Consider the following 12,440-nt stretch of genomic DNA (forward strand, 5'->3'; position numbering starts at 1 on the left):
TGAAGCGCTCAGAATGGTACTTTCACCGCATCAGCGGTCGCTTTCTGACCAGTAAAGATGGCCTATTTCCCCTGCCAGCCGGATTATTCGGCTGGCAGGGCAGATTCAAGGCGCACTGGCCCCGTCAACTCGTCCTTCGCATCTCGTCGCCAGCACCAGGTTGGCCAGCCCGAACAGGCTGAATAGCTGCGCCTGGTTCTTGGCCAGCCCCTTGTAGCGCACCTTGCGGTAGCCGAAGAGGTTCTTGATGACGTGGAACGGATGCTCAACCTTGGCGCGGATGCTGGCCTTGGTTCTCTCGATCTTCAGCAGCAGTTCTTTCATCGGGCTCTCTTCCATCTTCTTGATGCCGCCCCGTTTGGCCGCGATACAGCAACGGGAATCCTCCGCGTCCTTCTCTTCACCCAGGCGCTTGCCCATACCGATGTAGCCGGCATCAGCGTGGACTCGCTTGTCATCATCCCGCACCAAGTGGTCTGCCATGGTGACATCTGCCACGTTAGCCGAGGTGGCAACCACGGTATGCGTCAGCCCGGTCACCGCGTCGACGCCAATGTGAGCCTTCATGCCGAAGTACCATTGGTTGCCCTTGCGGGTCTGTTTCATCTCGGGGTCGCGCTGCTTGGCCTTGTTCTTGGTGGAGGGCGCGGCCGCGACGATGGTGGCGTCGACAATGGTGCCCTCACGCATAAACAGCCCCTTCTCGGCCAGGTGAGCATTGATTTCCTCTAAGATCCGCTGCGTCAGGGCATGCTTTTCCAGCAGATGGCGGAAGCGCAGTAGTTTGGTCGCATCCGGCACGCTTTCGATGGCCAGGTCGATCCCCACGAAGTCGCGCATCGCCTGGCTGTCGTAGATGGCATCTTCGAGCGCCTCGTCAGCAAGCGCATACCACTGTTGCAGGAAGTAGATCCGCAGCATGCGCTCAAGGCCGATGGGCGGCCGGCCCCGCTTGCCCGCCGCGTTCGGGAAGTAGGATGGCGACAACGCATCGATCAACCGTTGCCAAGGCACTAGCGACTCCATCTGGGCCAGAAACCGCTCGCGGCGGGTGACCTTCTTCTTGTTCTGGTGCTCTGCCTGGGCGAACGAGATCTGCTTCATAGGACGGCTCTGTCAGACGGTGGCGGGATGATCAGATTCTACCCCGCCGGTGTCGATCCGGCAGCTACGGCGGGATTTGTGCAGCGTTTCCTTAGCAGCACGAGAGTAAATTTTAAAAATTAAAAACCGACTAGACGGTTTTTAATTGATCAAGGTCAAAACCTTGTCTATAAATAATTAGATAATAGTAACGACAAATTTAACTTTTTAATCCAAGCGTACGCCACAAAAGTTTTCTCAGCGCTAGCTCTTCACATCTGTCGAGCGAGTAGCGGTGAGCGCACCGTCTGAAATCAAGTCAACCTTGCCTTGACAGCCAAAACATCGACACGGTGACTGAGTAAGTCACGTTAACCCATTAATCGACTGCCAACAAAGAGTACAACACCATGAAGTCAAGCAGTAAAAGCAAGTGGATCAAAAGCTTGGCGGCTATTTCCATTATCGGCATTGTGGCTTGGTTGGTCTGGCGGGAACTGCAGCCAGATGGCCCAGACTGGGGTATCACTAGCGGCAACGGGCGCATTGAAGCCACTGAGATCGATATTGCCACCCGCGTCGCCGGCCGCCTCGCCGAGGTATTGGTTGAGGAGGGAGAGTTCGTTGAGGACGGCCAAGTGGTCGCCCGCATGGATACCGCCACCCTGGAGGCCGACCTGGCCCAGGCCAGAGCACAGACTCGCCGAGCCGAGAACGCCCTAGAGACAGCCCGAGCCATGGTTGCCATGCGCCAGAGCGAGCTGGAAACCGCACGCGCTGTAGTCAACCAGCGACAAGCTGAACTAAATGCCTCTCGAAAGCGCTACGAGCGTTCGGCTGAATTGGTGGAGCGAAACGCCATCTCTCGTCAGCAATTCGACGATACCCTAGCCGACTACCAAAGCCAGCAAGCCGCCCTGGCTTCGGCCAATTCCCAGGTGCTCTCAGCCCAAGCCGCTATCCGCGCTTCCGAATCCCAGGTAATCGAAGCCGAATCAGAGGTGGAAGCCACCCAGGCCTCGATCCAGCGCATCGAGGCCGACCTGGAGGACAGCGAGCTGAAAACTGACCGCTTGGCCCGAGTACAGTACCGGGTGACCGAACCAGGCGAGGTGTTGGGTGCCGGGGGCAAGGTACTCAACCTAGTCGACCTCACCAAAGTCTATATGACGTTCTTCTTACCCACCAGCGAGGCAGGCCGGGTTGCCATCGGCGACGAGGTTCGCCTAGTGCTAGATGCTGCCCCGGACTATGTGATTCCTGCCCGGGTCAGCTTCGTAGCCAGCATTGCACAGTTCACCCCCAAAACCGTAGAAACGGAGAGCGAACGGGAAAAATTGATGTTCCGAATTCGCGCTCAGATAGATCCAGCACTGCTTCTCGAACATATTGAGCAGGTCAAGACAGGACTGCCCGGCATGGCCTATCTAAAAATCGAGAAAGAAGCGACCTGGCCCGACCATCTCCAGGTCAATGTTTCACCATGATCCAAGATACACACTCTGTCGCCCACGTCAGCGCGCTAACATTGCGCTTCGGCAGCATCACAGCACTTGACGCACTGGATCTGGAACTGCCAGCTGGCTGCATGATCGGGTTGATCGGCCCAGATGGTGTCGGAAAATCCAGCCTGCTGGCGTTACTCGCTGGCGCTCGCAAAGTGCAAGAGGGCGAGGTTACCGTACTAGGCGGTGACATGCGTGACAAGCGGCACCGGAGCCGCGTAGGGCCACGTATTGCCTACATGCCCCAAGGGCTAGGTAAAAACCTCTATCCCACCCTCTCCGTTGAGGAGAATCTGCAGTTCTTCGCCCGGCTGTTCGGCCACGGAGCCAGTGAGCGTCGCCGACGTATCGACGACCTGACTCGCAGCACCGGGCTACACTCGTTCTTGTCGCGCCCTGCTGGAAAACTCTCAGGCGGCATGAAGCAGAAGCTCGGGTTGTGTTGTGCGCTGATTCATGACCCCGACCTGCTGATTCTTGACGAACCCACCACCGGCGTCGACCCGCTGGCCCGCGCCCAGTTCTGGGACTTGATCACCCGCATCCGCGTCGATCGACCACAGATGAGCGTGATAGTTGCCACCGCCTACATGGACGAAGCCCAGCGTTTTGACTGGCTGGTAGTGATGGATGCAGGACGCATACTCGCCACCGGCACCGCCAAGGAGCTGCTTGAGCGTACCGCCAGCGACTCACTGGATGGCGCCTATATTGAGCTGCTACCGGAAGAGAAGAAACGCGGCTATCAACCTGTGCATATCCCTCCGCTGGAAGTCGATACCGAGACCGACATCGCCATCGAAGCCAAGGGCTTGACCATGCGTTTCGGCGATTTTGTGGCCGTCGACCATGTCAGCTTTCGTATCCGGCGCGGCGAAATCTTTGGTTTCCTCGGTTCCAACGGCTGCGGCAAGTCAACCACCATGAAAATGCTCACCGGTCTACTGCCTGCCAGCGAAGGCCGGGCTTGGCTGTTCGGTCAGGAGGTCGATCCACGGGATATCGATACCCGCCGACGAGTGGGCTACATGTCCCAAGCATTCTCATTGTATGGCGAACTCACCGTGCGCCAGAACTTGTTGCTGCACGCGCGTCTATTCCAGATTGCAAAGCACGACATCCCCGACCGGGTCACCGAGATGGTCAAGCGCTTCGAGCTCGATCATGTCCTCGACGACCTGCCGGAGAGTTTACCGCTGGGGGTGCGTCAGCGGCTATCGCTGGCAGTCGCGATGGTCCACAAGCCCGAACTATTGATACTCGACGAGCCTACCTCAGGTGTCGACCCGATCGCCCGTGACAACTTCTGGCGCCTCCTGGTCGAGCTGTCGCGACGGGATCGGGTAACTATCTTTATCTCTACTCACTTCATGAATGAGGCCGAGCGCTGCGACCGCATGTCGATGATGCACGCCGGCCGTGTACTCGACAGCGACACGCCAGCGGCGCTGGTCGAGAAGCGTGGCGCGGCAACACTGGAGGAAGCCTTTATAGGCTACCTGCTCGAGGCGGGCGCGGATCAGGAGAGCTCAGAACCGCCAACCACACCACAGGAAGTCGGCAGCGCCTCAGAATCACCCCCTATCGCCGAAGAGTGTCATCTTGGCCCACCGCGCCACCAGCATTTCAGCCTGCAGCGCATGCTTAGCTATATGTGGCGTGAAACACTGGAGTTACGCCGAGACCCGGTGCGTGCGGCCCTGGCTCTGGTCGGCTCGCTGATCCTGATGTTTGTGATTGGTTTCGGTATCAGCATGGATGTCGAGGATCTCCCCTACGCCATCCTCGACCGCGACCAAACCTCGCTTAGTCACAATTACGCGCTGAACCTCTCTGGAGCCCCTCACTATTTCATTGAGCGCCCGCCCCTGACTGACTATGCAGAGCTCGATCGCCGCATGCGCAGCGGGGAACTGGCCCTGGCGATCGAGATTCCTCCGGGATTTGCACGTGACGTGATGCGCGGTCGCAACGTGGCGATCGGGGCCTGGATCGATGGCGCCATGCCCCTGCGCGCTGAAACAGTGCAGGGCTATGTCCAGGGCATGCATCAGCAGTGGCTACAGGAGCAGGCAAGGCAGTCTGGAATAGCGGCCATCGCGATGGCGGCCAGCATCGAGAACCGCTACCGCTACAACCCCGATATACAGAGCCTTCCAGCCATGGTACCTGCCGTGATTCCACTGCTGTTACTGATGCTCCCGGCCATGCTTACTGCGCTCTCGGTAGTACGTGAAAAAGAGATGGGGTCGATCATCAACCTCTATGTCACCCCGGTCACCCGAGCCGAATTCCTAATCGGCAAGCAGATTCCCTACATTGGCTTGGCAATGATCAACTTTCTGTTGATGACAGGGCTTGCGGTCACGCTGTTCGGTGTGCCGATCACCGGCAGTTTCCCTACGCTGGCACTTTCGGCGCTAGTGTTCTCGATCATTGCTACGGGGATGGGTTTGTTGGCATCCACTATCACCAAAAGTCAGATCGCCGCCATGTTTTTCGCCATGATCGGCACCCTCATCCCCGCTACTCAGTTCTCAGGCCTGACCGACCCGGTCTCGTCACTAGACGGTGTCGGGCGATTCATCGGCAATATCTACCCGGCAAGCCATATGTTCACCATCAGCCGCGGCGTATTTAGCAAGGCACTCGACCTTCGCGACCTCATCGGTTCGTTCTTACCGATGCTGTTGTCGGTTCCCGTGATCATGGGGCTGGCGATCATCCTCCTCAAAAAGCAGGAGCGTTAAGATGCGCCAAATCGCCACTATTTTTCGCCTCGGCATCAAGGAGTTCTGGAGCCTGTTGCGCGACCCGACAATGCTGGTGCTCATCGTTTACGTATTCAGTATCGCCGTTTATACCTCCGCCACGGCGATGCCCGAGACGCTGAACAACGCGCCTATTGCGATCGTCGACGAAGACGACTCACCGCTCTCCGCGCGTATTGTTTCAGCCTTCTATCCCCCACAGTTCGTCCATCCGAAAATCATCTCATTTCCAGAAATGGACGCGGGACTGGATGCCGGGCACTTCACCTTTGTGCTGGTTATTCCCGCCAACTTCCAGCGTGACGTACTGGCCGGACGCACGCCCGACCTCCAGCTCAATATCGACGCCACCCGCATGAGTCAGGCCTTCTCGGGCAATAACTATGTACAGCAGATCGTCATGGGCGAGATCAATGGCTTCGTCCAGCGGTATCGCGCTAGAGCCGTACCGCCTGTCGACCTGGCCCTGCGCGCACGCTTCAACCCTGGGTTGGAACAGTTCTGGTTTGGCTCGCTAATGTCAATCATCGATAACGTCACGATGCTCTCCATCATTCTCACTGGTGCGGCACTGATCCGCGAGCGTGAGCACGGCACCATCGAACACTTGCTGGTCATGCCAGTCACCCCAACGGAGATCATGCTGGCCAAGGTGTGGTCGATGGGGGCGGTCGTCTTGATCGCCGTGACACTCTCGCTAACCTTCGTCGTACGGGGCCTGCTGCAAGTACCGGTAGAAGGGTCGGTCGCCCTGTTTTTGGCAGGAGCCGCCCTGCACCTGTTCGCCACCACCTCGATGGGTATCTTCCTGGCCACCCTGGCACGCAGCATGCCGCAATTTGGCATGCTGATGATCTTATTTCTAATGCCGCTTCAAATGCTCTCGGGCAGTGCTACACCACGCGAAAGCATGCCCGAATTTGTCCAGAATATAATGCTCATCGCCCCCACTACACACTTCGTCGAGCTGAGCCAGGCCATTCTATTCCGTGGGGCCGGCATTGATGTCGTCTGGGGTCAGTTTCTGATGCTGCTGATAATTGGCAGCGTGCTATTCACCATCTCATTGACTCGCTTTCGCAAGACCATCAGCCAGATGGCCTGAGGAAAGCAGCGCCCATTCGCGCAACAAACCAGAAGGAGCACACAATGAACCACAACATCAACCTACCTCTAGCGCTTTTTCAAGCCAATCAGGATCTTTGTTATCAAACGATGGAACTGACACAGAAAAGTCAGCAAGCGTGGCACATATTCGACACTCAACCCTACGCTAAGGGCACATACATACAGCAGTCCTTTGATAAACAGAATGCTCTGCTAATGGGCCTGTATGAAGCTCTATTAAGTTGGCAGGTTCAAACGACAAAAGCCTTGCTTGACACTACCTGTGCTAACTCTCCAGCGCTCTACTGGCTATACACCTGCACACCAGACGCCCAAGACACAGCAAAAAAAGGAGAGTGAACGGATGACAGCTCAACACACAGCACTTGTAACTGGTGGCATGGGCGGCCTCGGTGAAGCTATCGCGCGGACACTCCACGATGCGGGACATCACGTCCTGGTCACTCACTCGCCCAACAATGACCATGTCCAAACGTGGCTGCAGCAGCAGGCCAGTAAGGGCTACCACTTCTCCGCCTACGCCGTCGATGTGGCCAACTTTGACGATTGTCAGCGACTGGCAAGCAATATCGAGGCCGAAGGCACCGTTGTCGACATTCTGATCAATAACGCTGGCATCACCCGCGATGCCACCTTCCGCAAACTGACAAAGGTCGACTGGGATGCGGTGATGCGTACCAATCTGGACTCGATGTTCCATATGACCCAGCCGTTTTGCGACGCAATGGTCGAGCGCGGCTGGGGTCGTATCGTCAATATCTCCTCGATCAACGGCTCCAAGGGCCAGTTCGGCCAGACCAACTACGCCGCTGCCAAGGCTGGCATTCATGGCTTCACCAAGTCGCTGGCCATGGAAGTGGCGAAGCGTGGCGTTACCGTCAACACCGTCTCTCCTGGCTACCTAGAGACCAACATGGTGATGGCGGTACCCAAGGAGGTATTGGAGTCGAAGGTGATCTCCCAGATTCCGGTTGGGCGGCTCGGCAAACCGGACGAGATAGCCACATTGATCGCCTTCATCTGTAGCGAACAAGCTGGTTTCATGACCGGCAGTAATGTGGCGATGAACGGCGGGCAGCATATGTACTAAGCGGCCCGCGTAACGGGAGGGGGACATCGCCCCTCCCACTCGGCACTATTCTCTTACAAAGGAGAAGATCCCATGGTAAAAGCGCTTAATGAACCCACCCAGCGCCCTGCTGGGTGGCCACTACTGGACATGACTCAGGGGTATGCGGCTGCCGCACTGGATTACTCGACCGATGCTTGGCAACGTGCCGTACTCTATGCTGATGTGATGCGTCAGCGTGGTGACCAGTACCGGGAGCATCTGGAAGATGACGCCCCACATGTGCTCGACTTCGCCTATGACGTCGTCGTCTCAGGTCGCGATCTACCGCGCCCAGTGAACTATGGGCTGGCGCGAATTCAAGCACTGGAAGATGTTCCCGTAGAACCTCACAAGCGGCCCTTCGTGGTGGTCGATCCGCGTGCTGGCCATGGCCCTGGGATTGGCGGTTTCAAGGCTGAGAGTGAGGTCGGTGTCGCACTTTCTGCCGGGCATCCCTGCTATTTTATCGGCTTCGGCCCCGACCCCGAGCCGGGTCAAACCGTCGAAGACGTAATGCGCGCAGAAGTCGCCTTCCTTGAGAAGGTCACCGAGCTGCATCCACACAGCGAAGGCAAGCCTGCGGTGGTCGCCAACTGCCAGGCCGGGTGGCAGATACTGATGGCCGCGGCTCTGCGTCCCGAGCTGTTTGGCCCCATCATTGTCGCTGGCACCCCAGTATCGTACTGGGCCGGCGGGCCGGGTAAGAACCCCATGCGCTACGCGGGTGGTCTGCTCGGCGGCAGTTGGGCAACTGCGCTGGCCAGCGATCTGGGCAACGGTCGCTTCGACGGTGCCCACTTGGTGCAAAACTTTGAAAGTCTCAACCCCGCCAACACCCTGTGGGGCAAACAGTACAACCTGTACGCCAATATCGATACCGAGGCGCCGCGCTACCTGGGCTTTGAGAAATACTGGGGTGGCCACGTCTTCCTCAACGCCGTCGAAATGCAGTATATCGTTGACAACCTGTTTATCGGTAACCGTCTGTCGAGCGCCGAGCTGGTCACCTCGGATGGAATCCGCCTGGACTTACGCAATATCCGCTCACCGATCGTGGTGTTCTGTTCCAATGGCGACAATATCTCCCCTCCTCCGCAGGCACTTGGCTGGATCACCGACCTCTACCGCGATGATGATGAAGTGATCAGTCACGACCAGACCATTGTCTACGCAGTACACGACAACATCGGCCACCTGGGGATCTTTGTTTCCGGCAGCGTAGCCCGCAAGGAGCACCAAAAATTCGCCAGTAACATAGACTTAATCGACGTGCTGCCCGCCGGTATCTACCAAGCAGAGATTCAGGATAAGACCGAGGACATGCCACAAGCCGAGCTGGTCGAGGGCGACTTCGTATTGTCGTTCAAGGCTCGCCGTGTCGAAGACGTCCGCGCAATCGTTCAGCCAGACGAGGAAAACGACCGAAAATTTGCAGCTGTCAACCAGGTATCACGAATTAACCTGGGGCTTTATCGTCAGTTCGTTCAGCCCTGGGTACGCTCCCGTTCCACGCCTGCATTAGCCCACTGGCTGCAGAGCGTACATCCACTGCGTATCGCCTACGAACGCTGGTCGAGCCGGCACCCCTTGGCCTCGACGGTGGCCGAGCAGGCACGCCATATTCGTGAAGCGCGTCTCCCCGTCGCCAGTGACAATCCCTTTGTGCAATGGCAGCAAGCTTACTCCGATGCCCTGGTGTCGGCGCTGGATCATTGGCGCATACAGCGTGATAACACTTACGAGCGCACATTCAACCTGATCTACGGATCCCCCTGGATACAGGCCGTAGTTGGGCTAGCCGCCGATGACCAGCCCTCACGTCCGCATCCCGGTGTCTCACCGGAGCATCGTGCCTTCGTCGCGGAGGAGAGCAAACGCCTACGCGCAGAGATCGATCAGGGCGGCCTGCTGGAAGCCGCTATTCGTGCACTGCTCTTTGTCCGACGTTTTCAAGGTGAAGCCGATGAGCGACGGGCTAATCTCGCGGCCCAGATGCAACAGCCGGACTACCTGGCTACTTTCAACATGACCACCTTCCGCGCACTGTTTCGACGCCAAGCCAAGCTGATGCGCCTCGACCTCGATGCGACGATCGCTGCCATACCCGCATTATTGGCGGGTAGCCGCCCCCACGAGATACGGGATATGGCGAGACTTATCGAGCAGATGCTGACCGCTACCGAACCACTCCTGCCGGAAGAGCAAGCCAGCTTGGAGCAGATGCTGGCGTTATTCGCCGCAGCGGCCCACGAACAGGATTGAGAGTCGTAGCCGCAAGGTTTCACAACAACCCGATCCTCTAAGAAAGAAATTTTCAGGAATCAACTATGTACAAAAAATTGCTTGTACCCATCGACGGCAGCCGAACCTCCCTTTTGGCCTTGGCTCAGGCAAGTTCCCTGGCCAAGTTGACCGGCGCCAGCATCGAGCTACTTCATATCGTTAATGCACTGGAGTACTCCAATGGCTTCGAAAGCCCACGGGCCTATATCGAAAAAGTCAGGCCCTATTTTCTGAAAGTGGGCAATACTCTTCTCGACAGGTCACGCGGCCAGCTAGAGGCACAGGGGGTCATCGTCACTACAGTACTTCTAGAGGCCGATGGAAAGCGGGTATCGGAACTCATCGCTGACCATGCAACGACATCCTTGGCCGATCTCATTATTCTGGGCACCCATGGTCGGCGCGGAGTGCAACGCTTACTACTCGGCAGCGATGCCGAGCAAGTTGCACGTATCGCTCCCGTACCCGTTATGCTGGTCAGGGATACTCTCGGGCATGCAATTTCTCGCACTGGAGAACAAGAAGTGATAAAAAATAACGCCTTTCATACGCCCACTGATGAGTAACTTCGCTTTGTCTTATCCTGCTATTAACTCTATTCGCAAACATCGCCGTCTTCCTTCTGACGTTCGTATAGAACAAATACTCCGTGCGGCCCTGGTGGAATTTTCACAACATGGCTTCTCCTCTGCCCGTATGGAGGATATCGCCCAGCGAGCGGAGCTTTCGAAAGGTGGCCTTTATGCCCACTTTAAGAGTAAAGAGTCGATATTTGAAGCACTGCTGTTAAAGCGCCTGACACCAAGCTTCAACAATCAGCAATGGGCACTAACTGGCGGTGAGTCGCTGAATGAAGCGATAAAATCCTTTATTGACCATCTCTATGGCCAACTGAGTGACCCAGACGTCATTGCTACCTTAAAACTGCTGCTGACGGAAAGCCGACGTATTCCCCACCTTGTTGACTTTTGGCGCAGGGAGATTATCGACAAGTATCTCGCCGAGCAGCAGGCCATTTTGAAAGCAGCTGCCAATAATGGCCACCTCCGCCATAGTGCCTTCCTTGATGACGCTGCACTATTGATGGCTCCAGCGCTGTACGGTGCTGTCTGGCAAATGATTTTTGACGAAACCACCGCTACTGCCACCGTTGACTCTCTGCGACATGCTCACACGCGGATGCTGCATGAACTTTTAGCACCATGACCATCTAGCATTTTTTTCTAATCAACGACAATAAAGACACCCTATGCCGCCATCGTTAGAGATCAACGCCTTTCTCAGTTTCACTCTGGCTATCCTATTGCTGTTCATCGGCAAAGGGCTCACCCAGCGTTGGTCCTTACTACGCCGCTACAGCATTCCCGAACCGGTGGTCGGCGGTGCGTTATGCGCGGCTATCGTCTGTCTTTTATATTACGTTTTCGATATTAGTGTTTTCTTTGAGCTGGGTGCGCGTGACATGCTCTTGCTGTATTTCTTCGCCGCCATCGGCTTGAACTCCCAGATCAGTAACTTGATCAAGGGTGGGCGCCCATTGATGATACTGCTGGCATTAGCCAGTGGTTTCATCGTGCTGCAGAACTTCACTGGCATGGCCATCGCTACCGGCTTTGGTATGGATGCCCGTGCGGGACTAATGGTTGGCTCAATCTCACTGACTGGCGGCGTTGGCACCACTATGGCTTGGACACCTCATTTCGTTGAGGAACTCGGCATCATCAATGCCGGCGAGCTTGGCTTGGCCGCCAATATGATTGGGTTGATAGCGGCCTGCCTGATTGGCGGCCCAATTGCCGGATTCCTTATACGCAGACATAACACCCGCCCTTCCGGCGACGCTGAGCTTGAAATCAGCACTCTACACAAAGATGAGCCATTACTGCGACTCGATTATCATGGCGTGCTGCTAGCCCTCTTCTGGCTCAATCTGACCCTAATGCTAGGTCAAGGATTGACTGCACTTATCAGCATGAGTGGCCTGAAGCTACCAAACTTCGTGGGCTGCCTGCTGGCTGGCATCATGTTGCGTAGCTTATGCGATTTAATCACCCATGAAGGCAGAGGTCGATTGTGGAACTGGCCGAGTATGCAGCCCGGCATCGCCCTGATCTCAGACATGAGCCTTGGACTGTTCCTGACCATGGCGCTAATGGGGCTGCAACTCTGGGAGCTACAAGGCGTTTTGGGCTTCATCGCTACCTCCCTGGCCATACAGATATTGCTAACTATCACGTTCGTGATCTTTGTCGTGCACCGTGTCATGGGGAAAGACTACGAGGCCTCCGTAATGTGCGCCGGTTTCGGCGGCATCGTACTCGGTTCCACCGCCACGGCTATCGCAAATATGACCGCAGTCACACGTCAGTACGGTGCGGCACCGAATGCCTTCATCGTTGTGCCGCTAGTGTGTGGGTTCTTCATCGATCTAGTCAATGCGCTAATCATCGGCACCATGGCAGGATAAAGAGAAACCCATACACTTAAAATTAATAAGGTGTCATTGTGAACCCAGCTAGGCTTTCCATCATAATCCTACTGTTTACCATGCTATCGAGC

Annotated in this window: 10 protein-coding genes; 9 read left to right on the forward strand and 1 reads right to left on the reverse strand. The window is 56.4% G+C overall.

Annotation, left to right across the window (positions count from 1 at the left end):
• Positions 1-105: 105 nt before the first annotated feature.
• The gene (locus CWI66_RS09140) at positions 106-1,104 is read right to left on the reverse strand and encodes an IS5 family transposase (protein ID WP_100731495.1); all 999 of its coding nucleotides are present in this window, start codon (positions 1,102-1,104) and stop codon (positions 106-108) included.
• 389 nt (positions 1,105-1,493) lie between these two features.
• Between CWI66_RS09140 and CWI66_RS09145 the strand changes: the two genes are divergently transcribed.
• The 9 genes from CWI66_RS09145 (at position 1,494) to gltS (ending at position 12,348) form a co-directional block, all read left to right on the forward strand.
• A complete protein-coding gene (locus CWI66_RS09145) occupies positions 1,494-2,570 on the forward strand; it encodes an HlyD family secretion protein (RefSeq protein ID WP_100731496.1) in 1,077 nt (358 codons plus the stop codon).
• Positions 2,567-5,338, forward strand: coding sequence for a ribosome-associated ATPase/putative transporter RbbA (rbbA, locus tag CWI66_RS09150; protein ID WP_100731497.1), 2,772 nt, complete (start codon positions 2,567-2,569; stop codon positions 5,336-5,338). The genes CWI66_RS09145 and rbbA overlap by 4 nt, the downstream gene beginning before the upstream one ends.
• A 1-nt stretch (position 5,339) precedes the next feature.
• Entirely contained in the window at positions 5,340-6,464 is a 1,125-nt protein-coding gene (locus CWI66_RS09155) for an ABC transporter permease (protein ID WP_100731498.1), read from the forward strand.
• Positions 6,465-6,508: 44 nt separating this feature from the next.
• Positions 6,509-6,826 carry a hypothetical protein gene (locus tag CWI66_RS09160; RefSeq protein ID WP_100731499.1) on the forward strand — a complete coding sequence of 106 codons (318 nt, stop codon included), beginning with the start codon at positions 6,509-6,511 and terminating at the stop codon, positions 6,824-6,826.
• 4 nt (positions 6,827-6,830) lie between these two features.
• On the forward strand, positions 6,831-7,577 hold the full coding sequence (phbB, locus tag CWI66_RS09165; protein WP_100731500.1) for an acetoacetyl-CoA reductase: 747 nt from the start codon (positions 6,831-6,833) through the stop codon (positions 7,575-7,577).
• 72 nt (positions 7,578-7,649) lie between these two features.
• Complete coding sequence (locus tag CWI66_RS09170; protein ID WP_100731501.1) at positions 7,650-9,860, forward strand: DUF3141 domain-containing protein; 2,211 nt, start codon at positions 7,650-7,652, stop codon at positions 9,858-9,860.
• Between the two features lie 65 nt (positions 9,861-9,925).
• Positions 9,926-10,447, forward strand: coding sequence for a universal stress protein (locus CWI66_RS09175; RefSeq protein ID WP_022521708.1), 522 nt, complete (start codon positions 9,926-9,928; stop codon positions 10,445-10,447).
• A complete protein-coding gene (locus tag CWI66_RS09180; protein WP_100731502.1) occupies positions 10,440-11,087 on the forward strand; it encodes a TetR/AcrR family transcriptional regulator in 648 nt (215 codons plus the stop codon). The genes CWI66_RS09175 and CWI66_RS09180 overlap by 8 nt, the downstream gene beginning before the upstream one ends.
• Before the next feature lie 43 nt (positions 11,088-11,130).
• On the forward strand, positions 11,131-12,348 hold the full coding sequence (gltS, locus tag CWI66_RS09185; protein WP_100731503.1) for a sodium/glutamate symporter: 1,218 nt from the start codon (positions 11,131-11,133) through the stop codon (positions 12,346-12,348).
• Positions 12,349-12,440 lie beyond the last annotated feature (92 nt).

Source organism: Halomonas sp. 141, from assembly GCF_002810305.1.
GTDB lineage: Bacteria > Pseudomonadota > Gammaproteobacteria > Pseudomonadales > Halomonadaceae > Vreelandella > Vreelandella stevensii.

Excerpts from the sequence above, each read along its gene's own strand:
- CWI66_RS09175 (WP_022521708.1), top strand. The coding sequence starts at position 9,926 with ATGTACAAAAAATTGCTTGTACCCATCGACGGCAGCCGAACCTCCCTT.
- CWI66_RS09155 (WP_100731498.1), top strand. The coding sequence starts at position 5,340 with ATGCGCCAAATCGCCACTATTTTTCGCCTCGGCATCAAGGAGTTCTGG.
- rbbA (WP_100731497.1), top strand. The coding sequence starts at position 2,567 with ATGATCCAAGATACACACTCTGTCGCCCACGTCAGCGCGCTAACATTG.
- CWI66_RS09160 (WP_100731499.1), top strand. The coding sequence starts at position 6,509 with ATGAACCACAACATCAACCTACCTCTAGCGCTTTTTCAAGCCAATCAG.
- CWI66_RS09140 (WP_100731495.1), bottom strand. The coding sequence starts at position 1,104 with ATGAAGCAGATCTCGTTCGCCCAGGCAGAGCACCAGAACAAGAAGAAG.
- CWI66_RS09170 (WP_100731501.1), top strand. The coding sequence starts at position 7,650 with ATGGTAAAAGCGCTTAATGAACCCACCCAGCGCCCTGCTGGGTGGCCA.
- phbB (WP_100731500.1), top strand. The coding sequence starts at position 6,831 with ATGACAGCTCAACACACAGCACTTGTAACTGGTGGCATGGGCGGCCTC.
- gltS (WP_100731503.1), top strand. The coding sequence starts at position 11,131 with ATGCCGCCATCGTTAGAGATCAACGCCTTTCTCAGTTTCACTCTGGCT.
- CWI66_RS09180 (WP_100731502.1), top strand. The coding sequence starts at position 10,440 with ATGAGTAACTTCGCTTTGTCTTATCCTGCTATTAACTCTATTCGCAAA.
- CWI66_RS09145 (WP_100731496.1), top strand. The coding sequence starts at position 1,494 with ATGAAGTCAAGCAGTAAAAGCAAGTGGATCAAAAGCTTGGCGGCTATT.